Source organism: Mesorhizobium sp. M1182 (assembly GCF_040318335.1).
In the GTDB taxonomy this organism is placed as follows: domain Bacteria; phylum Pseudomonadota; class Alphaproteobacteria; order Rhizobiales; family Rhizobiaceae; genus Mesorhizobium.
Window position 1 is genome coordinate 145,466 of the sequence record NZ_JAMYMD010000008.1, and the last position, 23,047, is coordinate 168,512.

At 61.6% G+C, this 23,047-nt stretch carries 24 protein-coding genes; 3 read left to right on the forward strand and 21 right to left on the reverse strand.

The features are described from left to right. Positions 1-15: 15 nt before the first annotated feature. Genes ntrC through dusB form a run of 3 tightly spaced genes read right to left on the reverse strand, consistent with a single transcriptional unit; the run spans position 16 to position 3,637 of the window. Positions 16-1,476: a nitrogen regulation protein NR(I) gene (gene ntrC / locus NKH33_RS12685; protein WP_254817199.1), complete on the reverse strand. Its 1,461-nt coding sequence runs from the start codon at positions 1,474-1,476 to the stop codon at positions 16-18. Continuing rightward, positions 1,473-2,615: a two-component system sensor histidine kinase NtrB gene (locus NKH33_RS12690; protein ID WP_023675075.1), complete on the reverse strand. Its 1,143-nt coding sequence runs from the start codon at positions 2,613-2,615 to the stop codon at positions 1,473-1,475. The genes ntrC and NKH33_RS12690 overlap by 4 nt, the downstream gene beginning before the upstream one ends. Continuing rightward, entirely contained in the window at positions 2,612-3,637 is a 1,026-nt protein-coding gene (gene dusB, locus NKH33_RS12695; RefSeq protein ID WP_352542008.1) for a tRNA dihydrouridine synthase DusB, read from the reverse strand. The genes NKH33_RS12690 and dusB overlap by 4 nt, the downstream gene beginning before the upstream one ends. Positions 3,638-3,818: 181 nt before the next feature. Here dusB and NKH33_RS12700 point away from each other — a divergent pair, with 181 nt between their 5' ends. Beyond that, positions 3,819-5,039 (forward strand): bifunctional 2-C-methyl-D-erythritol 4-phosphate cytidylyltransferase/2-C-methyl-D-erythritol 2,4-cyclodiphosphate synthase, encoded by a 1,221-nt coding sequence (locus tag NKH33_RS12700; protein ID WP_352502929.1) that lies wholly within the window; start codon positions 3,819-3,821, stop codon positions 5,037-5,039. After that, on the forward strand, positions 5,036-5,545 hold the full coding sequence (locus tag NKH33_RS12705) for a CinA family protein (RefSeq protein ID WP_352833569.1): 510 nt from the start codon (positions 5,036-5,038) through the stop codon (positions 5,543-5,545). The genes NKH33_RS12700 and NKH33_RS12705 overlap by 4 nt, the downstream gene beginning before the upstream one ends. On the opposite strand, the gene NKH33_RS12710 is transcribed toward NKH33_RS12705, so the two are convergent. The 11 genes from NKH33_RS12710 to eno form a co-directional block, all read right to left on the reverse strand. Then, on the reverse strand, positions 5,521-5,982 hold the full coding sequence (locus tag NKH33_RS12710; RefSeq protein ID WP_352471840.1) for a type II toxin-antitoxin system RatA family toxin: 462 nt from the start codon (positions 5,980-5,982) through the stop codon (positions 5,521-5,523). The two genes, NKH33_RS12705 and NKH33_RS12710, sit on opposite strands and share 25 nt — an antisense overlap. A gap of 10 nt (positions 5,983-5,992) precedes the next feature. Then, positions 5,993-6,958 carry a lipoyl synthase gene (gene lipA / locus NKH33_RS12715; protein WP_352471839.1) on the reverse strand — a complete coding sequence of 322 codons (966 nt, stop codon included), beginning with the start codon at positions 6,956-6,958 and terminating at the stop codon, positions 5,993-5,995. Between the two features lie 137 nt (positions 6,959-7,095). Further along, on the reverse strand, positions 7,096-7,353 hold the full coding sequence (locus NKH33_RS12720; RefSeq protein ID WP_352919768.1) for a GlsB/YeaQ/YmgE family stress response membrane protein: 258 nt from the start codon (positions 7,351-7,353) through the stop codon (positions 7,096-7,098). Between the two features lie 98 nt (positions 7,354-7,451). Next, the gene (gene lpdA, locus NKH33_RS12725) at positions 7,452-8,897 is read right to left on the reverse strand and encodes a dihydrolipoyl dehydrogenase (protein ID WP_352919770.1); all 1,446 of its coding nucleotides are present in this window, start codon (positions 8,895-8,897) and stop codon (positions 7,452-7,454) included. A gap of 11 nt (positions 8,898-8,908) precedes the next feature. Continuing rightward, complete coding sequence (locus NKH33_RS12730) at positions 8,909-9,547, reverse strand: SGNH/GDSL hydrolase family protein (RefSeq protein WP_352502931.1); 639 nt, start codon at positions 9,545-9,547, stop codon at positions 8,909-8,911. After that, positions 9,544-9,963 (reverse strand): hypothetical protein, encoded by a 420-nt coding sequence (locus NKH33_RS12735; RefSeq protein WP_352448942.1) that lies wholly within the window; start codon positions 9,961-9,963, stop codon positions 9,544-9,546. Before NKH33_RS12735 ends, NKH33_RS12730 begins: the two co-directional genes overlap by 4 nt. A gap of 17 nt (positions 9,964-9,980) precedes the next feature. Then, positions 9,981-11,357 (reverse strand): pyruvate dehydrogenase complex dihydrolipoamide acetyltransferase, encoded by a 1,377-nt coding sequence (locus tag NKH33_RS12740; RefSeq protein ID WP_352919774.1) that lies wholly within the window; start codon positions 11,355-11,357, stop codon positions 9,981-9,983. A gap of 18 nt (positions 11,358-11,375) precedes the next feature. Further along, entirely contained in the window at positions 11,376-12,779 is a 1,404-nt protein-coding gene (locus tag NKH33_RS12745) for a pyruvate dehydrogenase complex E1 component subunit beta (RefSeq protein WP_352919777.1), read from the reverse strand. Positions 12,780-12,794: 15 nt separating this feature from the next. Next, entirely contained in the window at positions 12,795-13,784 is a 990-nt protein-coding gene (pdhA, locus tag NKH33_RS12750; RefSeq protein WP_352815660.1) for a pyruvate dehydrogenase (acetyl-transferring) E1 component subunit alpha, read from the reverse strand. A gap of 222 nt (positions 13,785-14,006) precedes the next feature. Further along, entirely contained in the window at positions 14,007-14,327 is a 321-nt protein-coding gene (locus NKH33_RS12755; RefSeq protein WP_352874372.1) for an FtsB family cell division protein, read from the reverse strand. Positions 14,328-14,461: 134 nt separating this feature from the next. Then, positions 14,462-15,736, reverse strand: coding sequence for a phosphopyruvate hydratase (gene eno / locus NKH33_RS12760; RefSeq protein WP_352471834.1), 1,275 nt, complete (start codon positions 15,734-15,736; stop codon positions 14,462-14,464). Between the two features lie 202 nt (positions 15,737-15,938). Here eno and NKH33_RS12765 point away from each other — a divergent pair, with 202 nt between their 5' ends. Then, the gene (locus NKH33_RS12765) at positions 15,939-16,061 is read left to right on the forward strand and encodes a hypothetical protein (protein WP_084642452.1); all 123 of its coding nucleotides are present in this window, start codon (positions 15,939-15,941) and stop codon (positions 16,059-16,061) included. 92 nt (positions 16,062-16,153) lie between these two features. Here NKH33_RS12765 and NKH33_RS12770 read toward each other — a convergent pair whose 3' ends face one another. The 7 genes from NKH33_RS12770 to NKH33_RS12800 form a co-directional block, all read right to left on the reverse strand. After that, positions 16,154-16,519: a PRC-barrel domain-containing protein gene (locus NKH33_RS12770; protein ID WP_023675091.1), complete on the reverse strand. Its 366-nt coding sequence runs from the start codon at positions 16,517-16,519 to the stop codon at positions 16,154-16,156. Positions 16,520-16,640: 121 nt separating this feature from the next. Next, positions 16,641-17,492, reverse strand: a complete 852-nt coding sequence (gene kdsA, locus NKH33_RS12775; RefSeq protein WP_352542000.1) for a 3-deoxy-8-phosphooctulonate synthase — start codon at positions 17,490-17,492, stop codon at positions 16,641-16,643. Continuing rightward, positions 17,489-18,376 (reverse strand): VOC family protein, encoded by an 888-nt coding sequence (locus tag NKH33_RS12780; protein ID WP_352541999.1) that lies wholly within the window; start codon positions 18,374-18,376, stop codon positions 17,489-17,491. Before NKH33_RS12780 ends, kdsA begins: the two co-directional genes overlap by 4 nt. 306 nt (positions 18,377-18,682) lie before the next feature. Further along, positions 18,683-18,970 (reverse strand): Dabb family protein, encoded by a 288-nt coding sequence (locus NKH33_RS12785; protein WP_254817185.1) that lies wholly within the window; start codon positions 18,968-18,970, stop codon positions 18,683-18,685. A gap of 103 nt (positions 18,971-19,073) precedes the next feature. Further along, complete coding sequence (locus NKH33_RS12790; RefSeq protein WP_292655342.1) at positions 19,074-19,208, reverse strand: hypothetical protein; 135 nt, start codon at positions 19,206-19,208, stop codon at positions 19,074-19,076. 371 nt (positions 19,209-19,579) lie between these two features. After that, the gene (locus NKH33_RS12795) at positions 19,580-21,559 is read right to left on the reverse strand and encodes a bifunctional 2',3'-cyclic-nucleotide 2'-phosphodiesterase/3'-nucleotidase (RefSeq protein WP_352919780.1); all 1,980 of its coding nucleotides are present in this window, start codon (positions 21,557-21,559) and stop codon (positions 19,580-19,582) included. A gap of 131 nt (positions 21,560-21,690) precedes the next feature. Next, positions 21,691-22,956, reverse strand: coding sequence for an NAD(P)/FAD-dependent oxidoreductase (locus NKH33_RS12800; RefSeq protein ID WP_352919783.1), 1,266 nt, complete (start codon positions 22,954-22,956; stop codon positions 21,691-21,693). Between the last annotated feature and the right edge of the window lie 91 nt (positions 22,957-23,047).

Genomic DNA, 23,047 nt, shown 5'->3' on the forward strand with positions numbered 1-23,047 from the left:
CTTAAAGGGATTCGTCTAGACCTGCCTGGACGACTTGTAGACGTTGACGCCGAGTTCGCGAATCTTCTTGCGCAGCGTGTTGCGGTTGAGCCCCAGCAATTCCGCAGCCTTGATCTGGTTACCGCGCGTTGCGGTCATCGAGGCGAGGACCAGCGGATATTCGACCTCGGAGAGGATTCGCTGATAGAGCCCGGCCGGGGGCAAGTCGCCGGCAAACGAGGCAAAATAGCGTTGCAGGAAATGCTCCACCGCCTGGCCGATGGAAAGGTCGTCGGGAATGAGGTTGCCGCCACCTGGAACGACAGGCCTTTCGCCGGTCTTCAACTCCGCCTCGATGATCTCCGCGGAGATCTCGTCCTGCGAATACAGTGCGGCCAGCCTGCGGATGAGATTTTCGAGTTCGCGCACATTACCGGGCCATGGGTAGCGCTTCATCAGCTCGATGCCGCCGGTGGAAATGCGCTTGGTCTGCAAGCCTTCACTGACGCCGAGCTTGAAGAAGTGGCGGACGAGGTCCGGAATGTCCTCCGAGCGCTCGCGCAGCGCCGGCAGCCTGAGCGGCACAACGTTCAAGCGGTAGAACAGGTCCTCGCGGAAAAGCCCCTGATTGATCAGCGTGCGCAGGTCCTTGTTGGTGGCAGCCACGATGCGCACGTCGGTCTTGATCGGCGTGCGGCCGCCGACCGTGGTGTATTCGCCCTGCTGCAGCACACGCAGCAGCCGCGTCTGCGCTTCCATCGGCATGTCGCCGATCTCGTCGAGGAAGAGCGTGCCGCCTTCGGCCTGCTCGAAACGGCCAGTGGAGCGGTTCTGTGCGCCAGTAAAGGCGCCCTTCTCGTGCCCGAATAGTTCCGATTCGATCAGGTCGCGTGGGATCGCCGCCATGTTGATGGCGACGAAGGGGCCACCACGACGACGGCCATATTCATGCAGCGCGCGCGCCACCAGTTCCTTGCCGGTACCCGATTCGCCCGAGATCATCACCGTCAGGTCGGTCTGCATCATGCGCGCCAGCATGCGGTAGATGTCCTGCATGGCCGCCGAGCGGCCGACCAGCGGCATCGTTTCAGGCGGCTCGTCGGCACGCGTATCGATCTTGGGCCGCCGCGGCTCGGAAAGCGCGCGGTTGACGATGTTGAGCAGTTCCGTCAGGTCGAACGGTTTCGGCAGATATTCATAGGCTCCGGTTTCGGAGGCCCGGATCGCGGTCATGAACGTGTTCTGCGCACTCATGACGATGACCGGCAGTTCCGGTCGCGCCTTCTTGATGCGCGGCAGCATGTCGAAGGCGTTCTCGTCGGGCATGACAACGTCGGTGATGACCAGATCGCCCTCGCCCGCCGCCACCCAGCGCCACAGCGTCGAGGCATTGGAGGTGACGCGCACGTCGTGACCGACGCGCGAAAGCGCCTGGTTGAGGACTGTGCGGATGGCCGCATCGTCGTCAGCGACGAGAATATTGCCGCGAACGGTCATTTGCGGTCTCCTTCACCGTCGTCGTCGGTGCCAAACTGGGTTTCTTTCCATGCCGGCATCAGGATACGGAAGGTGGTCCCGCGCGGCGTCGATTCGCATTCAATGATGCCGCCATGCTCGCCGACGATCTTTGCGACCAGCGCCAGACCGAGACCGGAGCCGTTCGGCTTGGTGGTGATGAAGGGATCGAACAGGATCGGCAGGATATCTTCGGAGACACCCGAACCGTTGTCACGCACGCAGAATTCCAATGGCAGCGACACGCGGTCCTGCGTTCCGGGCACAGAAACGCGAATGCCCGGGCGGAAGGCGGTCGACAGCATGATCTCGCCCTGTGGATCGCTGCCGATCGCCTCGGCGGCATTTTTTACCAGATTGAGGAAGACCTGGATGAGCTGGTCGCGATTGGCAAAAACCGGAGGCAATGATGGATCATAATCCTCCAATATCTTGATCCGCTTGGCAAAACCGTTCTTGGCGATTGCCTTGACATGGTCGAGCACGACATGGATGTTGACGGGGTAGCGGTCGATCGGCCGCTCGTCCGAAAACACCTCCATGCGGTCGACCAGCGAGACAATGCGATCGGTCTCGTCGGTGATCAGCCTGGTCAGTGCGCGATCCTCGTCGGACGCCGACAGTTCAAGCAGCTGCGCGGCACCACGAATGCCGGACAGCGGGTTCTTGATCTCATGGGCAAGCATCGCGGCAAGGCCGGTGACCGAGCGCGCCGCACCGCGATGCGTCATCTGCCGGTCGATCTTGTCGGCCATTGAGCGTTCCTGGAACATTACCACGACGGAGCCTGGAAATTCCGTCACAGGCGCGACGTAGAGATCGACCACCTTCTCGATGCCGAGCCGCGGCGACGACACGTCCACCCGGTATTCGTTGACTGGCGCCCGGCGCTCGCGCACCTGGTCGACAAGCGTCAGCAGCGGGCTGCCGAAAGGAATGAGCTTGTGCAGCGTGTTGCGGGCGAGCATCGTGGCGCTCGAACGGAAAAAATCCTCGGCATCGGCATTGGCGAAGGTGATGAAGCCTTGCGGATCGACCATGATCACCGGCCGACGAATGGTGTTGAGCACAATATGCGCGGCGTCCGCCATATCCGTGCTCTGTGTGACGGTGGCGTTCATGCCGCACTCCGCAGGTTCGCTGCTTCGGGAGCGCTTGAAAATACGTCGCGCAGCAAGGAAATGACGCGCCCAGGCTCGAAAGACGTGAGTATGGCCTTGCGCCGGTCGTCGCTTGTGGCGGCGTGGCGGTCGAGATACCAGCCGAGATGCTTGCGCGCCTGGCGCAATCCGCTTTCCACGCCATAGAGCGTCAGCATGTCTTCGTAATGGGCAATGACGTAATCGGTCAGCGCTTGCGGGCTTTCCGGCATGCCGGATACCGGCTCGGCCAGCGCGGCCGCTACAATGCTGCCGGCGGTCCACGGCGCGCCATAGTGCGCACGGCCGATCATCACCGCGTCGGCGCCGGATTGGTCAAGGATCGACGCAGCCTCTGCCGGCGAGCCGACATCGCCATTGGCAACCACAGGGATCGAGACGGCCTGCTTGACGCGTGCGATGGCACGCCAGTCGGCCGTGCCCTGATAGAACTGGCAACGTGTGCGGCCATGCACCGTCACCATCATCACCCCGGCCTGCTCGGCGCGTCGCGCCAGCATCGGCGCGTTGAGCGCGCCTTCGTCCCAGCCGAGCCGCATTTTGACCGTGACCGGCACGTCGACCGCGCCGACTACCGCTTCGATCAGCGACAGCGCGTGGTCGAGATCTCGCATCAGTGCCGAACCGGCATAGCCGCCCGTCACCTTTTTGGCCGGACAGCCCATGTTGATGTCGACGATGTCGGCGCCTTCGCCGGCTGCGATTCGCGCGCCCTCGGCCATGTGCGCCGCCTCACGGCCGGCAAGCTGGACCATGTGGACAGGCAGCCCGGAATGACGGATGCGCAGGCCGGAACCAGCCCTGCCCTTTGCAAGCTCGCCGCTCGCCACCATTTCCGATACGACCAGCCCGGCGCCATGCGCATGGGCGCGTTGCCGGAACGGTTCGTCGGTGATGCCCGACATGGGCGCGAGAAATACGCGATTGCGGATTCTCACGCCACCCACATCCAGCGGCGAAGCCAATTTGGTCACATCAGGCATGCACAAAAACCAAGCACCTTCGGTTGCTGCACATTCTCTAGCCAGAACGGCGGCAATGTGCAACGCGCAATGTCGTGACATTAAGGCGCATTTGGGAAAAATACGGATCGCCGCACCGCATCAATCCTGGGTCTTCCAAAAGCGATACCACTTTTCGGGATCATGCGTTAAGCGTCTCGGCATGAGAGATGCGAGCGAAAAGCAAGCTGCGGACGACAAGGTCGCCGTGGTCATCGTTGCTGCCGGCCGCGGCGCGCGCGCCGGACAGGCCAAGGGGCCGAAGCAGTACCAGCAAATCGGCGGCGGCGCCGTTATCGCACGCACGCTCGGCGCCTTTCTGACGCATCCGAAGATTGGACCTGTCGTCGTTGCTATCCATGCCGACGACGGCGCGCTTTTCCGCCGTGCGGCCGGTGCGAACGCCGACCGTGTCGTCGCGGTGACCGGCGGTACGTCACGGCAGGAGTCCGTCCGCCTTGGACTGCTGGCGTTGAGAAGCAATGCGCCGGGCCGGGTCTTGATCCATGATGCGGCCCGGCCGTTTGTCGATGCGGAACTGATAGACCGCACGATCGCCGCCATTGGCGAGCGCCAGGGGGCACTGCCTGCCTTGCCGGTTGCCGATACGCTCAAGCGCGAAACGGCCGAAGGCATGATCGGCGAAACCGTGTCCAGGGCCGGGCTTCATGCCGCACAGACACCGCAAGGCTTTCCGTTCTGGCCGATCCTGGCTGCGCACGAAAAGGCTCATCATCTGGGCAAAGCGGATTTCACCGACGATGCGGCAATCGCCGAATGGGCGCATATTCCGGTGAAGATCGTTCCCGGCTCGCCGGACAACGTCAAACTGACCTGGGCACGGGATATTGCAATGGCGGATCAGCGGCTTTCCAGCGCCCCGCGTTTTCCCGACATCCGAACCGGCAATGGCTATGACGTCCATGCGTTCGTGCCCGGCGACCATGTCACCCTGTGCGGCGTCGCCATTCCACACGATAGGAAGTTGTCCGGCCATTCGGATGCCGATGTCGGTCTCCACGCCTTGACCGACGCCCTGCTCGCCACCTGCGGCGCCGGTGACATCGGCACGCATTTCCCGCCCTCCGACCCGCAGTGGAAAGGGGCCGCTTCACGCATCTTCGTCGAACACGCGGTGAAGCTGGTGCGCGCGCGCGGCGGACGCATCGCCAACGCCGATATCACCCTGATCTGCGAGGCGCCGCGCGTCGGCCCGCATCGCGAGGCCATGACCGAAGCGCTTTCGGCAATGCTGCGAATTTCGCGCGATCGCATCTCGATCAAGGCGACAACCAATGAGAAGCTCGGCTTCGTCGGCCGTGAGGAAGGCATAGCGGCCATCGCGACTGCCAGCGTTGTGTTTCCAGGGGATGTCCCTGAATGAGCAATAGCGGTCTCGCAGATGCCCTGCTTAAGGCCTGCCAGCAGCGCGGCATGATGCTGGCGACGGCGGAGAGCTGCACCGGCGGCATGATCATCGCCGCGCTGACCGACATCGCCGGCTCTTCCGCGGTGGTCGATCGCGGCTTCATCACCTATTCCAACCAGGCCAAGACCGAGATGCTCGGCGTCTCGGCCGCTACGCTCGAGGCGCACGGCGCGGTCTCGCGCGAGACTGCGGTGGAGATGGCGGCCGGAGCCTTGGCGCATTCGCCGGCCGGGCTCGCCCTGGCGGTGACCGGCATCGCCGGTCCGGACGGCGGCTCGGCGGAAAAACCTGTCGGCCTGGTCTGGTTCGGCGTTGCCGTGGCTGGCCGGCCGGTAGTCAGCGAATGCCAGCTGTTCGCCGACAAGGGCCGCGATTACATCCGCAGGGAGACGGTCCGTCATGCGCTTGAACTGGGTCTGCGCGCGCTCGCTGCGGATCAGGCCGTCGATGGCGCGCCGTAGATGATTTCGGCCCGTTTCTCGAACGCCTCGGAGAACATGCGGAAGGCGCGGTCGAACATGGTTCCCATCAACGCACCCAAAATGCGGCTCTTGAACTCGTAGTCGATAAAGAAGCAGACGTTGCAACCAGCGCCGTCCGCCGGGTCGAAGCGCCAGACATTGCTCAGATATTTGAAAGGGCCGTCGATGTATTTGACATCTATGGCGTTCTCGTCCGGCTTCAGCAGCACCTGCGTGGTAAAGGTCTCGCGGATCGCCTTGTAGCCGATGCTCATGTCGGCGATGAGCAAGGTGCGCCCGTCGCGTTCCTTGCGTGAGCGAACCGTCAGTGCCTCGCAAAGCGGCAGGAATTGCGGATAGGATTCGACATCGGCGACCAGAGCGAACATCTGCTCCGGCGTATGCGCAACGCGGCGATGGGCTTCGAATTGTGGCATAAAACCAGTGTTAGGCGGACTTTTTGAGAAACGCTTCGCGCGCCGCGCGCAACCTGGCAAAGTCGTCCCCGGCATGGTGCGACGAGCGCGTCAGCGGGCTCGACGCTACCAGCAGGAAGCCCTTGGTCCTGCCGATCGTCTCAAAGGACTTGAATTCCTCCGGCGTGACGAAGCGGATCACCGGATGGTGCTTCTTCGACGGCTGCAGATATTGGCCGATGGTCATGAAGTCGACATTGGCCGAACGCAAATCGTCCATCAGCTGCAGAATTTCGTTCCGCTCCTCGCCAAGGCCGACCATGATGCCGGACTTGGTGAAGATCGAGGGGTCAAGCTCCTTGACCCGCTGCAAGAGCCTGATCGAGTGGAAATAGCGCGCGCCCGGCCGAACCGTCAGATAGTTAGACGGCACGGTCTCGAGATTATGGTTGAAAACATCCGGCCTGGCCGCCACCACGATCTCCAGCGCACCGTCCTTGCGCAGGAAATCGGGCGTCAGGATTTCGATCGTCGTCGACGGGGTTGCTGCCCTGATCGCACGGATGACATCAGCAAAATGCTGGGCCCCGCCGTCGGCCAGATCGTCGCGATCGACGGAGGTGATGACGACATGGCTCAAGCCCATTTGCTTGACCGCATGCGCGACACGCGCCGGCTCGTCGGGATCGAGTGCGGTCGGGATGCCGGTGGCGACATTGCAAAAGGCGCAGGCCCGCGTGCAGATCTCGCCCATGATCATGAAGGTGGCGTGCTTCTTCTCCCAGCACTCGCCGATATTGGGGCAGCCCGCCTCTTCGCAAACCGTCACCAGTTTGTGAGACTTCACGATTTCGCGCGTCTCGGCATAGCCTTTCGACATCGGCGCCTTGACGCGGATCCAGTCAGGCTTGCGCAGTACGTCCTGATCCGGCTTGTGCGCCTTTTCGGGATGCCGCAGGCGCGGCGCATTGGCAATCGTGTCGAGGACGGTGACCATGTGAAACCCGGCTCATTGGCAAGCGCTTGTCCAGCGCTCGCTCTACCCACGTCATCTAGGACTTTTCGGCGAAAAGAAAAAGGCCGCGATCACGCATGCCGCGGTGGCCTTTTTCGCATAGCAAGTGCCGACAGAGGTTAGCGGCGCACCAGTCGTCCGACCGCAATCAGAATGCAGGCACCGATGAAGCCGGTGATCAGATAGGCTATCCAGCCGACGCCGAAGATGCCGATGTTCAGGATCTGCAAGATGGCGTTCAACACGATTGCGCCGACAATGCCGAGAACGATGTTCATGAGGATGCCGGTATTGCTCTTCATGACCATCTCGGCGAGCCATCCCGCCAGGCCGCCGATGATGATGGCTGCAACCCAGCCCACGCCGTTCATTTCCATATGCCCTCTCCTTGTATGATGGATCATGCCTGCGAAACGAATTGCTCTGCCGTCGAGTTCCTTTGTGTCTTCCGTGTGAGACTCGCCCCACTAATTTATCATGCATTCAGTGCGCGGCCATAGGCGTCGAGTACACTCTCCTTCATCATCTCCGACAGCGTCGGGTGCGGGAAGATCGTGTGCATCAGCTCTTCCTCGGTGGTCTCCAGATTCATCGCCACGACGAAGCCCTGGATCAGTTCGGTTACTTCTGCGCCGACCATGTGGGCACCCAGCAACTGGCCGGTCTTCTTGTCGAAAATGGTCTTGACGAAACCTTGGTCTTCGCCCAGCGCAATCGCCTTGCCGTTTGCGGCGAACTGGAAGCGGCCGACGCGGATGTCCTTGCCATCGGCTTTCGCTTTGGCTTCCGTCAGTCCGACCGAGGCGACTTGCGGATTGCAATAGGTGCAGCCCGGGATCTTCAGCTTGTCGATGGCATGCACGCCGGGGAAATTGGCGATCTTTTCCACACAGACCACGCCCTCATGCTCGGCCTTGTGGGCGAGCATCGGCGGTCCGGCAACGTCGCCGATGGCGTAGACGCCCGGCACATTTGTCTTGCCGTAGCCGTCGACGACGACGCAACCGCGGTCCGTCTTCACGCCGAGCGTCTCGAGGCCGAGGTTTTCGATGTTACCCTGTACGCCGACGGCCGAGATCATACGATCGGCGGTGATCTTCTCGACCTTGCCGTCCTTCATCTCGACATGCGCCGTGACCGAGTTAGTGCCCTGCTCGACCTTGGTCACCTTGGCTTCTAGAATGATCTTCATGCCCTGCTTCTCGAACTGCTTCTGCGCGAATTTCGAGACCTCGGCGTCCTCGACCGGCATCACAGCCGGCAGCAGTTCGACCACCGTCACCTCGGCGCCCATGGTGCGGTAGAACGAGGCGAACTCGATGCCGATGGCGCCCGAGCCCATCACCAGCAGCGATTTCGGCATCTCTTTCGGCACCATGGCCTCGAAATAGGTCCAGATCAACTTGCCGTCCGGCTCGATGCCGGGCAATGCGCGCGGCCTCGCTCCGGTCCCCAGAATGATATGCTTGGCGCTGTAGGTGCCCTCGCCCTTGACGCCCTTGGGCGCCGGCGGCTGCGGCTCCATCGGCTTCTTCGACGATTTCGACACGACGATCTCGCCAGGTTTGGTCAGCTTGGCTTCGCCCCAGATGACGTCAACCTTGTTCTTTTTCATCAGGAAGCCGACGCCGCCGTTGAGCCGCAGCGAGACCTTTCGCGAGCGATCGACGACGGCGGCTGTGTCGACGCTGACCTTGCCATCGATCTTCAGGCCGTAGTCCTTCAGATGATCCGAATAGTGCATGATCTCGGCGGAGCGCAGCAGCGCTTTGGTCGGAATGCAGCCCCAGTTGAGGCAGATGCCGCCCAAGTGCTCGCGCTCGACGATCGCCGTCTTGAAGCCAAGCTGGGCCGAACGCACTGCAGTGACATAGCCGCCGGGGCCGGAGCCGATGATGATGACGTCGTAGTTCTCAGCCACGGCTTTCTCCTTCACAATTCCAACATGAGGCGCACGAGCGGCGCCAGCGCTTGCCCGACGTTCCGCGTGTTTTCCGCGTCCAGGTGGACGCCGTCGAGCGGCGTGGTTTTGGCCACCGTGCCGGCATCGAAGAAGCCGCAGCCGGCCTCGTCGGCAAGGGCGGAATATTGCGGCGCCAGCCGCTTTGACGCGTCATCGCCGCCGGCGAACATTTCCTTGAACTCGGCGTTTTCCGTGCGGCTGACTACGGGCGGCGCGACGATCAGGATCTGCGGCGCCGGCCAATCGAACGGGTAATCGTGACCGCGCACGATGTCGATCAGGCGTTGCATGCCTTGTTTGGCCGCGACCGGATTACCGTGAATCCACGGCTTCATATCGTTGGCTCCGAGCATGATGACGATCAAGTCGATCGGTGCGTGCGTCGTCAGGATTGTTGGCAACAGCCTTGCGCCATTGCGGTCCGCCCCGGCCAAGTGATCGTCGAAGGCGGTGGTTCGGCCATTCAGGCCTTCGGCGATGACCTCGACGCCGCTGCCCAATGTTGCCTGCAGCACGCTCGGCCAGCGATCCGCCGGCGGATGACGGCCGAGGTTTGCCGCGTCATAGCCCCAGGTCAGCGAATCGCCGTAGCAGAGGACCGTCTTCATGTGCCTGCCCCGCCGAAACCTGGTTGCGAGCGCGCCAATCGCCAGCGCACGAAAAGCCACTGGACCAGCACTGTAGCGATGCCCGGCAGAACGAGACCGGCGACTACGGGAAGATCGCCCGACCACTGGCTCTTGCCTGGGGGCTGGGAGAAAGTCCAGCCGATCAGGGCAACTCCAACGAGCACAAAAAACGCTACCCCTATGGTCGCCGTCAGCTTTGTTGCCCGTCGTGGGTCCGACATGAATTGTGCGATGAAGAACGCGACCGTCACGAGGACGGTGACGAGAACCGAGATCATGAACACAAGGATGTACTCTACGTCGGCATTGGTGGCGACGGCGAGCCACTGCGCCACCAATCCGCCCGCCAAACCGGAAAGAAAAAAGGCAAAAAGGCTGGTGAAGAATTTCCGCACCGCCCTGTTCCCCTCTCTTAAACCAGCATGCCCATCGGGTTTTCGACCATGCGTTTGAAGGCGACGAGCAACTCGGCGCCGAGCGCACCGTCGACGGCGCGGTGATCGGTCGACAACGTCACCGACATGATCGTGGCGATCTTGATCTCGCCGTTCTTCACCACTGCGCGTTGCTCGCCGGCGCCGACCGCCAGGATCGTCGCATGCGGCGGGTTGATGACGGCAGAAAAATCCTTGACGCCGAACATACCGAGATTGGACACCGCCGTGGTGCCGCCCTGATATTCTTCCGGTTTCAGCTTGCGACTACGGGCGCGGCCGGCAAGATCCTTCATCTCGTTGGAGATGACGGACAGCGTCTTTTCATCGGCACGCCGGATGATCGGGGTGATCAGGCCGCCGGGGATCGACACGGCAACGCCGACATCGGCATGCTTGTGCTTGACCATGGCGTTTTCTATCCACGACACATTGGCATCCGGCACCGCCATCAGCGCCATGGCCAGAGCCTTGATAACCATGTCGTTGACCGAAAGCTTGTAGGCCGGCGTTTCGCCCTTCTCGGTCTTCTTCGCCGGGGCGGCCGCATTGATCTGCGTGCGCAGGGCCAGAAGCGCGTCGAGCTCGCAGTCGAGCGTCAGATAGAAATGCGGGATGGTGGTTTTGGCCTCGACCAGCCGCCGCGCAATGGTCTTGCGCATATTGTCGTGGGGGACCAGCTCGTAGGAGCCTTCGGCAAACAGTTTGAGCACCTGCTCGTCGGACATTGGTTTGGGTGCTGCGGCCGCAGGCGCCGGAGCGCCGGCGGGCGCCGCTTTTGCTGCTGGTGCCGCCTTGGCGCCGCCACTGGAAATTGCGGCATCGACATCGGCCTTTACCACGCGGCCGCGGGGGCCGGAGCCTGTCAGCGCCGCGACATCTATACCAGCTTCGCTGGCGATGCGCCGGGCCAGCGGCGAGGCGAAGATGCGCTCACCGTTTGCGTGGCCGTTGGCGACCGGCACCGCGTCCGCCTTAGGCGTAGGTGCGGCAGGCTCCTGCTTCGACGCTTCGGGCTTTGATGTTTCCGCTTTGGCGGCTTCCGCTTTCGGAGCCTCAGCCTTGGCCGGCGCAGCGCCATCACCGCTTTTGACGGCAGAAGCAGCATCCTCCCCCTCAGCCGCCAATACCGCGATCAGCGCATTGACCTTGACGCCTTCAGTGCCGGCCGGAACCACCAGCTTGGCAACCGTGCCTTCGTCGACGGCTTCGACTTCCATCGTTGCCTTGTCCGTCTCGATCTCGGCAATCACGTCGCCCGGCGAGACCTTGTCGCCTTCCTTGACCAGCCACTTGGAAAGGTTGCCCTCTTCCATTGTGGGCGAAAGCGCCGGCATGGTGATGTTGATCGGCATTTTGTCCTCCCGCCCTGCTCAGCGATACGTGACGGCTTTGACCGCCTCGACGACCTCGCCGACATTGGGCAGCGCCAGCTTTTCGAGGTTCGCCGCATAGGGCATCGGCACGTCCTTGCCGGCAATTGTAATGACCGGTGCATCGAGGAAATCGAAGGCGCGCTGCGAGACCTGATTGGCGACATGGTCGCCGACCGAGTTCTGCGGAAAGCCTTCCTCGACCACCACGAGGCGATTGGTCTTTTTGACCGAGGCGATGATCGTGTCGAAGTCGAGCGGGCGGATGGTGCGCAAGTCGATTATCTCGGCATCGATGCCCATGCCGCGCAACTCCGCCTCGGCCTTGATCACGTAGGTCATACCGATGCCGAACGAGACGATGGTCACGTCCTTGCCGGATTTGTGAATGCGCGCCTTGCCGATCGGCAGCACGAAATCGTCCATCTTCGGCACGTCGAAGGAGTGGCCGTAAAGGATTTCGTTCTCGAGGAAGATGACCGGGTTCGGGTCACGGATCGCCGCCTTGAGCAGACCCTTGGCGTCGGCGGCGGTATAGGGCATCACCACCTTCAACCCGGGAACATGGCTGTACCAGGCGGCATAGCATTGCGAATGCTGCGCGGCGACGCGGGCAGCCGCGCCGTTCGGGCCGCGAAAGACGATCGGGGCGCCCATCTGGCCGCCGGACATGTAGAGCGTCTTGGCGGCTGAATTGATGATCTGGTCGATCGCCTGCATGGCGAAGTTGAAGGTCATGAATTCGACGATCGGCTTCAGGCCGGCCATCGCCGCGCCAACACCAACGCCGGCAAAGCCGTGCTCGGTGATCGGCGTGTCGACTACGCGCCGCGGACCGAATTCCTGCAACAGGCCTTGTGTGATCTTGTAGGCGCCCTGGTACTCGGCGACTTCCTCGCCCATGACGAAGACGTCGCCGTCGCGGCGCATTTCCTCAGCCATTGCGTCGCGCAACGCTTCACGCACCGTGGTCGAGACCATTTCGGTGCCGGCCGGGATGTCCGGATCGGCGGCAATTTCCAGCCTGGGTGCGGCGGCAACAGGTGCTGCCGCTTCGCTCTTGGCCGGAGCAGCAACGGGGGGCGGAGCAGCCGCGGGCGCTGCTGCTTGCGCCTCAACAGCCTCCTCGCCGATACCTTCGCCTGCCTCGTCGATGTCTTCGCCATCGACGGCCAGCACAGCGATCAGCGTGTTGACCTTGACACCTTCGGTGCCGGCAGGAACCACGATCTTGGCAAGCGTGCCGTCGTCCACGGCTTCGACTTCCATCGTTGCCTTGTCGGTCTCAATCTCGGCAATGGCGTCACCCGCCGCGACCTTGTCGCCCTCTTTCTTCAACCACTTGGAAACATTACCCTCTTCCATGGTCGGCGAGAGGGCGGGCATGAGAATTTCGATCGGCATGTCCTTGCCCTCTCGTTAAAGTACGATGTCGGTCCAGAGCTCGGACGGATCCGGCTCCGCGTCGTTCTGGGCAAATTCTGCGGCGTCGGCGACAACGTCGCGGACTTCCTTGTCGATGGCCTTGAGCTCGTCCTCGCTTGCCCATTTCTTGTCGAGCAGCCGCGCTTTGACCTGCTCGATCGGGTCACGTTCGGAGCGCATTTTCTGCACTTCTTCCTTGGAGCGGTATTTTGCCGGATCTGACATCGAATGGCCGCGGTAACGATAGGTCTGCATTTCGAGAATGAGCGGCCCGTTGCCGGCGCGGCACCATTCGGCGGCGAGGTCGCCGGCTGCCTTTACAGCGCGCACATCCATGCCGTCGACCTGGATGCCTGGAATCTTGAAGGACGCGCCGCGGTGCGAGAAATCCGTCTCGGCCGACGAGCGCGAGACCGAGGTGCCCATGGCGTAGCGGTTGTTCTCGATGATGTAGATCACCGGAAGCTTCCACAGCGAGGCCATGTTGAAGCTTTCGTAAACCTGGCCCTGGTTCGCCGCGCCATCGCCGAAATAGGTCAGCGTCACATTGTTGTTGTCGCGATAGCGGTTGGCGAAGGCAATGCCGGTGCCGAGCGACACTTGCGCGCCGACGATGCCGTGGCCGCCGTAAAAATGCTTCTCCTTGGAGAACATGTGCATGGAGCCGCCCTTGCCTCTCGACAGACCGCTACGGCGCCCGGTCAGTTCGGCCATGACGCCGCGTGGTGACAACTCCATGGCCAGCATATGACCATGGTCGCGATAGGCGGTGATCATCTGGTCGCCGTCGATCAGCGCCATCTTCATGCCGGTAACGACCGCTTCCTGGCCGATGTAGAGGTGGCAGAAACCGCCGATGAAGCCCATGCCGTAAAGCTGGCCGGCCTTTTCCTCGAAGCGGCGGATGAGCAGCATGTGCCGGTAGGCGGCAAGCTCCTGGTCTTTGGTGAATTCAACAGGCTTCGGGGTGGAAAGGCCCGGCATCTTGCCGTCTGATTTGGATTTGGCAGGCGCTTTTCTGGTGGCGGTGGCCATGCATCACTCCCTGTTGGCGTCTCTTGGCGGACAGCGAGGGAGATCAGCTCTCCCACCGATTTGAGGCAGGCTAACATGCAGGGAAGGCTTTCGCCATGCCGAAAACGCATGGCTGTCATGCATCTAAGCAATTAAAATCATTGCAAATATCGCTGATTAACTGAGATCAAGTTATCTTGCGACCGGCAGCATGATGGTGATCTCGTCGGCGTGGGACAGATTAAGCGCCTTGCGCGCCTGCTCGTCCAGCATGTCCTTCTCCAGCGTGCCCTCATGCATCAGCTGAACGCGGCGCTCGAGATCGATCCGGCGCGCCCTGACGGCATTGAGCCTGCCCTGCAATTCGGCAGTCTCAGCTTCGAGCTGATACTTGGAATAGATGCCGAACTCGCCATGATAGGCATGGAAACCGAAATAAGTCAGGAACACCACGCAGAGCGAGGGGATGATCAGCCGGCCGGTGTTTCTTTGCTTGTGCTGGCGTGTCCACATGGTCCGAATCCTCTACGCCGCCTTTGTCGCCCGATTGTGCTTAATGGACGGTTACAGCCTGTTGGATTCAGTGCCTGGAAGCAAAAAAGGGCGGGAATGTCCCCGCCCTCGTCGCCACGGATTTTCTCTCGAAATCAGCTTTTCACGATCGACTTGCCGGCATATCGCGCCTGCTTGCCGAGCTCCTCCTCAATGCGGATGAGCTGGTTGTACTTGGCCATGCGATCCGAGCGTGACAGCGAGCCCGTCTTGATCTGCCCGCAATTGGTAGCAACGGCGAGGTCGGCGATGGTCGAATCCTCGGTCTCGCCCGAGCGGTGCGACATCACCGCGGTATAGCCGGCCTTGTGCGCGGTCTCGACGGCGTCGAGCGTTTCGGTAAGCGAGCCGATCTGGTTGACCTTGACCAGGATCGAATTGGCGACGCCCATGCGGATGCCGTCGCGCAGCCGCGCCGTGTTGGTGACGAACAGATCGTCGCCAACCAGCTGCGTTTGCTTGCCGATGAGATCGGTCAGTATTTTCCAACCGTCCCAGTCATCCTCCGCCAGGCCGTCCTCAATGGTGATGATCGGGTAGTCGGCAGCAAGTTTGGCCAGATATCTGGCCTGCACCTTCGGGTCGCGGGTTTTCCTCTCGCCTTCATAGACGTAGTTGCCATCCTTGAAGAATTCGGTCGCCGCGCAGTCGAGGCCCAGCGCAACCTCCTCGCCGGGCTTGAAGCCAGCCTGCTCGATCGATTCCATGATGAAGTCGAGCGCGGCCGGCGCGCTCTTCAGGTTGGGGGCAAAGCCGCCCTCGTCGCCGACATTGGTGTTATGGCCGGCGTCCTTCAGCTTCTTTCGCAGCGTATGAAAGATCTCCGAGCCCCAGCGCACGCCGTCGCGCAGCGTCGGCGCGCCGATCGGCAGGATCATGAATTCCTGGAAATCGATCGGGTTGTCGGCATGCGCGCCGCCATTGATGATGTTCATCATAGGCACCGGCAGCACATGGGCCTTGGTGCCGCCGACATAACGATAGAGCGGCAGGTCGGCCGCTTCGGCCGCAGCCTTGGCCACAGCCAGCGACACGCCGAGGATGGCATTGGCGCCGAGCCGGCTCTTATTGGGCGTACCATCGAGCTCGATCATGGTCTGGTCGATATGGATCTGATTCTCTGCCTCCATGCCGCCGATCGCCTCGAACAGCTCGCCGTTCACCGCCTCGACCGCCGTGAGCACGCCCTTGCCGAGATAGCGGGGGCCGCCATCGCGCAGTTCGACCGCCTCATGCGCGCCGGTCGAGGCGCCGGAAGGCACCGCGGCGCGACCCATCGAACCGTCTTCGAGCACGACGTCGACCTCGACGGTCGGATTTCCGCGGCTGTCCAGGATTTCACGCCCGACAATGTCGATGATGGCCGTCATTGCGATGTCCCCGATTGATCGATTGAAGCGTCGCGCACCTCTTAGCCAAAGCGCCGCGAAACGCAATCGGGGCACTTGCAAATATTGCCCGTGCGCTACGGATTCACGAAGCACGAAGCGCTGTCATCATTTGTCATACGCGGCATGCCGGTTTCTGGTTTATGGCTGTTGTCGCGCGGGGCGAAACAGGAGGAGTTTCGCCATGTCCCAGTTGAGCGGTATTGTGAGTTTGTTCCTGATCGCGGCTGCGTTCCTGACGTCGTGCGACAATCAGCAACCCCCGCAGGGATCGTCGCCTTTGCCGGCCCTGCAGATTGCGCAGTAGCATCCCGCCACATCGAAAGGCCCCCGATTTCCCGGGGGCCTTTTTGATTCCAGGAGACTTAGTCAGTGCCAGTAAGGTCAGTGCCAGTAAGGTCAGTGCCAGTAAGGCTCGACCTTGTAGTAGTTGTATGAGGCATCACGCGCGGCCTCGCCGTCGGCGCCGGTCAACTCGTTGATCGAATAGGAAGGAGCGGCCATCAGCTGGTCTTTGGTGAACGGCACGACATAGCCGCCCTTGTTCTCGTCATAGTCAAGGCTCGCCCACGGAATGGCGTGGTATTTCTCGCCGATGCCGAGAAATCCACCAAAACCGATCACGGCAAACATGATTCCGTTCGACAGTTTGTCGAGCATGACGTCCTCGATGTCGCCGATATGAGTGCCTTCCGTATTGTAGACCGATGTGCCGATAACCCGCGAAGCGGCGATGGCTTCGGTGTGTCCCGTCTGGGTCGTCATGGTGTGCTCCTCGTCGTCGTTGACATTAGATTTTGACAATGAGGGCCGCGGGCTAAGGTTCCAGGCGGGTTCGAAATTCTTCAAAGTTTCCTGGCGGCGCTGCTGTGGCGCAACTGCTGGTTCAACCCACGCTTTTGGCAACGCGATCGAACGCCATCAGCCGTTCAAGCAATGCGGGAAGATCCTTTAGCGGCACCATGTTGGGACCGTCGGAAGGCGCGTTGTCGGGGTCCTGGTGCGTCTCGATGAAGACGCCGGCGACGCCAACCGCGACGGCCGCGCGCGCCAGCGTCTCGACAAAGCGCCGGTCGCCTCCAGACGAACCGCCCTGCCCACCCGGCTGCTGCACGGAATGGGTGGCATCGAAAATCACCGGCGCGCCGATCTCGGCCATGATCGGCAGCGCCCGCATGTCGGACACCAGGGTGTTGTAACCAAAGGATGCGCCGCGCTCGGTGACCAAGACATTGGCGTTGCCGGAGCCGATGATTTTGGCGACGACGTTCTTCATGTCCCACGGCGCGAGGAATTGCCCCTTCTTCACATTGACCACCTTGCCGGTTTTTGCCGCAGCAATCAGCAAATCGGTCTGGCGGCTGAGGAAGGCAGGAATCTGCAGGATATCGGCATGAAGCGCGACGATCGCGCATTGTTCCTCAGTGTGGACGTCGGTCAGGATCGGCAAGGCAAAATTCTTGCGCAAGTCGTCGAAGATCGGCATTGCCGCTTCAAGTCCCGCGCCGCGCGTGCCGCCAAGCGAGGTGCGATTGGCCTTGTCGTAGCTGGTCTTGTAGACGAGCCCAATGCCGAGCCTGTCGGTCAATTCCTTTAGCGCACCGGCCATGTCGAAAGCGTGCTGCCGCGATTCCAGCTGGCATGGACCAGCGATCAGCGATAGGGGCGCGCTGTTGCCGAAAATGACTTTGCCGACCGCAACGGAAGAGTTCGGCATCAGTGGATTGAGCTTGTTCATGCGATCTCCCGGAAAATGAAGGCTGCGCCCTGCCCTGGCGCCGGCGGCACGATGGTATCACCGCCGCGCATGTGGTGTTCCACAGAATTGGCTGCAAGCAGCTTGGCGACGGCATCGCCGTGCCTAATCGAAAAGACGATCCCAGCAAAGCGGAGTTCAGATGGTGCGCCGGCAGGAATGCCGAAGCGTGCCGAATAGGCTGCAGGATCCAGAACGGTCACGACGGCATTCGGCAGCTCATAGACAGTGCCGCCGCCCTGCGCCTCGATTCCGGCTGCGATCGAAATCAAACGGCCTTGTTCGAAAGGTTCGCCAGTGACTGCCACGACTTCGACAATGCCGGTTGCGCCATTAGCGTGGGCCTGCAACGCAGTGCGGTCGACGTTCGGCGCATTGATCCGCTCGCAGGCGAAGAGAAAAGCGTCCGCTGTCTTGCCTGTAGCCGCGAAGGCCAGTTTGAACGATGCGGTATCGCTCTTTCCCGCCGCATCGGTGAAGGCGCGCGAAAAGCTTAGCGCGTCTCCCGCCGACAGACCGGCTTCCATGTAGCGCGCGTGGTCCGCGGCGGCGCTTTCGGTGCCCAGCGCCACGGCAGAAAATCCTTCATCGCCGTTTTCTTCGCGATACGTGCGATCACGCACGACAAAGACATTGCGGTTCGCGATCGCCGTTGCCACGGCCTGCCGGTCAGCGACCGCGAGCGGCTCGAGATAGGTGCCGTCGGTGAGAAAGACACAGCAGTTTTGCGTTCCGAAAGGGTGGATACCTGTCGGCGCAACGGTAAAGCCGAGCAGGGCCAAGCGCGCCCGCGCAACATCGAGGCTTGCTGTCGGCAGCACCAGGTGATCGAGCGGATGAGGCCTTGCGGGGGTGTTTTCGGTCATGTCCCGCGCGATGTGCCTCATTCCTGAAAATGGTTCAAGGGCTTAGCCGGTGCCTCAGCGGCGATCGCAGGCCTCGGCCGCGAGGAGCCGACTTGCCGCCCGCAAAAATCATCCTAGCTCATTGCTATGGGAAGAGACCTTTTCATCGCCCTAGCCGTTATTGCGATAGCAGTTATCGCCGTGCTGATCTGGAACGCGCCAAAGCGGCCGGGCGTCGATCCGACCGAAACCTCCGCGGCTCAGACGGAGTGAAGCGGGCTACGGCGCGGAGCCCCTCCGCGACGTCAAATCTGCCTTGGGAGGCGGTCAACTTGCAACGATGTCGGCCGAATAGCGTAATTCGCGCAGAGGTTTGACCCGGCTGGTCGTCTCTGCATAGAGCGGATGCGCCTTGTAGGCGGCGAGCGCCGCTTCGTCCTCGAACTCGGCGTAGACGACCACATCGATCTCATCCGAGAGCGGGTCGACCTTGGTGTTGAGCGTTACCTCGAAATGACGCGAATGAGGTATCTTGCCAAGCGCCAGGAGGCCCGTGCGCACTGCCTCGACATCCGCTTTATGCCGTGCGCTGAAGAAAACGATATGCCGGATCAACCCAGCCTCCTCGACCGTTGGACCGGCGTTCTTTTGTGTCAGCGGCAGCGTGCCGTCAATCGGCAGGTTTGTCGCGTCTGCGAACCATAGCTGCGAAGAGAAACTACACCATGCTGGTTACATAGTGCACGATGCGGGTCACCTCCCTGACCGTCCTGTCGAGGTAGCGGCCTTGGTTGTAAATGCCGTCCCAGATCAGGAAAAAGGTGACGGTCGTGATGACGATGACATAACGCATGACTAAAACTAGCGCATATGGACGGTTGCAACCATAGCGATTCCAACGCTGCTGGGGACCCTCCCCGAATTTTAATGGCCTTTGTGGTCTGTCTGCTGCGATGCTTGCTGGCCAGAATGGCGCTACCGCCACAGGGCGCCTTGGAAAGATAACCCCGCTCGGCTTCGACGACCGCTTCCCGCCTCGATCGACCGACTGCCACACCATTATTCCGGCGGGATTTCGACGGACGCGCTGGATCTGGTCATGCCGCCGTCAAGCGGCGTTTCGCACCACCTGCTTGAAGAGGCCCCCTGTCTCAAACGGATTGGCCGTATCGGGGCAGTATCTTAACGCTGAGACAGTTTCGAGCCGACGTTCAAATCCTCGCCTCAAAGAGTGATGCGGTATTTTGCAAAGCCCGCTTCGCCCTCGCCCGCCGGCTCGATCTTCAGCGACTTCACTTGCGCAATAAACTCCTTCGCCTTGGCGCCGGTCTCGAATACGACGCGGGTTCCCGGCAGTGGCGCAAACGACCAGTTGGCGTCCGCCGACGGGTTGATGGTGCCTTTGCTGACGATATAGCGCACGATCACATCGCGGTTGGTGTCGGGCGCTTCGTAGATGATCTTCGAGGCATTGATCTCCGGGAAATTGCCCCCGCCGCCGGCTCGGTAGTTGTTGGTGGCGACGACGAATTTCCGCTTGGGATCAATCGGTTTGCCGTCGAACATCAAGTCAATGATGCGGGTCGAGCCAGCATTCACCAGCCCGCCCTTCGAATCATATTTCGGTGGCTGCGACAGATCGATCTTGTATGTGACGCCGTCGATCACGTCGAAATTATAGGATGGGAAGTCAGTGTTGATGAGCGCCTGGTCGGCTTTGCCCGGTTCGATCCGGTTGAAGATGCCGGCCGACATTTCCAGCCATTCCTTCACCTCTGCCCCGGTGATTTCAACGGCGCGCACCGTGTTTGGATAGAGGTAGAGGTCGGCGACGTTCTTGATGGCGATATCGCCCACCGCCACGTCGGTGTAATAGTCGGCGCCGTTGCGCCCGCCCGCCTTGAACGGTGCCGCCGCCGACAACAGCGGCATATCCTTCCACTCTGTGTTCTTCAGGATGTCCTTCAAGTACCAGTTCTGCGCCTGGCTGACGATCTGCACCGATGGATCATCGGCGACCAGCGCAAAATAGGAATAGAGCGGCGCCGAGGTTTTGCCGACCGGCCGGCGCACATAGGCAAGCGTCGTCTCGTGGTCCTGTTTGAGCGCGTCGATGATGCGCTGGTCGTCCGCGACGGTCGGCTTGTTCGTTTTGTCGACCCGCTCAAAGATCGGCCTGGCCTCAGAGGTCGCCGAGACGATTTTCCACGTCGATCCGTCGCGCTCCAGCAACAGATCGATCAGCCCCATGTGCGAGCCCCAGAAGCCGGCCATGACGGCGGGCTTGCCTTGCAACGTGCCTTTCGCCGTATCGACGGCTTCCAGCGACTGAAAGTCCTTCTTGCCGGGGAAGACCAGATGCTGGTGACCGGTGAACACCGCATCGATACCTTCGACACCGGCAACGAAGAAGGAGGCGTTCTCCATCATGTCACTTTGCTTCACGTCGATGCCGGAATGGGAGAGCGCAATGACGATGTCGGCGCCTTCTTCCTTCATTTGCGGCACCCACGCCTTGGCCGCCTCGACGATGTCGCGTGTTTTGACGCTGCCCTCGAGATTTTTCAGGTCCCAGACCATGATCTGCGGCGGCACGAAGCCGATGATGCCGATCCTGATCGGTTGCTCGGCGCCCGACCCGTCTTTGATCTTCCTGTCGAGGATGACGTAAGGCTTGAGATAAAGCCTGTCGTCGCGCGGGTTCGCGGCGAGCTCCGTGCCGCGGATCAAATTCGCGCAGACAAACGGGAAATTGGCACCGGCCAGCACCTTGTCCATGAACGACAGGCCGTAGTTGAACTCGTGGTTGCCGAGCGTCGAGCATTCGTAGCCGAGCAGGTTCATGCCCTTCATGACCGGATGCAGATCGCCATCCTTCATCCCCCTCTCGTAGGCGATGTAGTCGCCCATCGGGTTACCTTGCAGAAGGTCGCCATTATCGATCAGCATCGCGTTGGTTGCTTCCTTGCGCACGGCTTCAATCAACGATGCCGTTCGCGACAGCCCCATCGTGTCGTTAGCTTTGTCGGCGTAGTAGTCGTAAGGCAGCACATTCACGTGGATGTCGGTCGTCTCCATAATCCTCAGATGCGCCTGATTGGCTTGAGCCCGGGCGGAGAACGGGTGCAGCATGATCAGCGCTCCGCTGGCGGCGACGCTGGCGAGGAAATCGCGGCGTGAGACGAGGTGGCGCAATTGGGACATTCGTTTTCTCTTTCTTCCACGACGTGACAAGTCCTGCCCGAAGCAAAGCTTCGCGCCGAAATCCAGTCGAGTCCAGAAGCCGATTCCATCAAGAGGAGGTGACGCGCCGATGAATGTCCGGCAGCGAACAATCAGCCCTTGTCGTCGTCGCCCTGCGTGATCAGCCGCGCGCTGCGCTGACCGGTGAAGTAGATCCATAGCCAACTCAGGGAAACCGCAAGCCGGTTACGAAAGCCGATCAGGAAGTAGATATGCGCCAAGCCCCATAGCCACCAGGCAAGCCGGCCGGTAAGCTTGATCCAGCCGAAATCGATGGCCGCGGCGCGCTTGCCGATCGTCGCCAGGTCGCCGTCATGCCTGTAGCTGAAAGGACGCGGTGTCGTGTCACCGGTAAGCCTTGCCTTGATCGTCGCGGCGACATGCCGTCCCTGCTGCTTGGCGGCGGGCGCGACGCCCGGCACCAGCCGGCCATCCGGCCGCAGGACGTGCGCTGCGTCACCGATGACGAAAATCTCCGGGTTTCCCGGTACAGTGAGGTCGGGCTCGACAAGCACCCTGCCCGCGCGGTCCGCTGCCGCGCCGAGCCATTCGGCGGCCGGCGAAGCGGCGACGCCCGCCGCCCACAGGATTGTCCTGGCCGGCAAATGTGTGTCGCCGAAGACGACACCCTCGGCATCGCAGCGCGTAACCGCCCGGCCGAGTTCGACGGTCACGCCGAGCCGTTCGAGCGCCTTCGTTGCATAATCGGAGAGTTCCGGCGCGAAATTGGCAAGGATGCGTTCGCCGGCCTCAATCAGCACCACACGCGTCTCGCGCGTGTCGATGTTGCGGAACTCGCCGCGCAGCGTGTCATGCGCCAGTTCGGCAATCGTGCCGGCCAATTCCACGCCGGTCGGCCCGCCGCCGACGATCGCCAGGGTCAGCAATGCCTGGCGCTGGGCGGGATCGGTTTCCCGCTCGGCCTGCTCGAAAGCCAAAAGAATACGCCGTCGAATGGTGGTGGCGTCCTCCAGTGTCTTCAGGCCCGGCGCGAACGGCTCCCATTCGTCATGGCCGAAATAGGCGTGCCGCGCACCGGTGGCCAACAGCAACGTGTCGTAGGCGACCGCTCCGCCATCCTGCAGCAGCACGCGCTTGCCGGTGCGGTCGATGCCAGTCACGGTGGCAAGCAGCGTCGTCACGTCCTTGCGTTTGCGCAGGAGATGGCGGATCGGCCAGGCGACTTCGGAGGTTGCCAGCGCCGTCGTCGCCACCTGGTAGAGTAGCGGCTGAAAGAGGTGATGATTGCGCCTGTCGATCATCGTGATGCGCACCGGTGAGCCGGCTAGTGCGCGGGTGAATTCGAGGCCGCCGAATCCGGCGCCTACGACGACGACGTGATGGTTGGCTGTATTCATCTCACTCATCCCTCTCGCCAAGGGTGATGTAAGTATCCTTGTGCAGTGCAGCAATGCCTGCGCTGCAACTGCGTGGGAGTCGTCGCTTGAT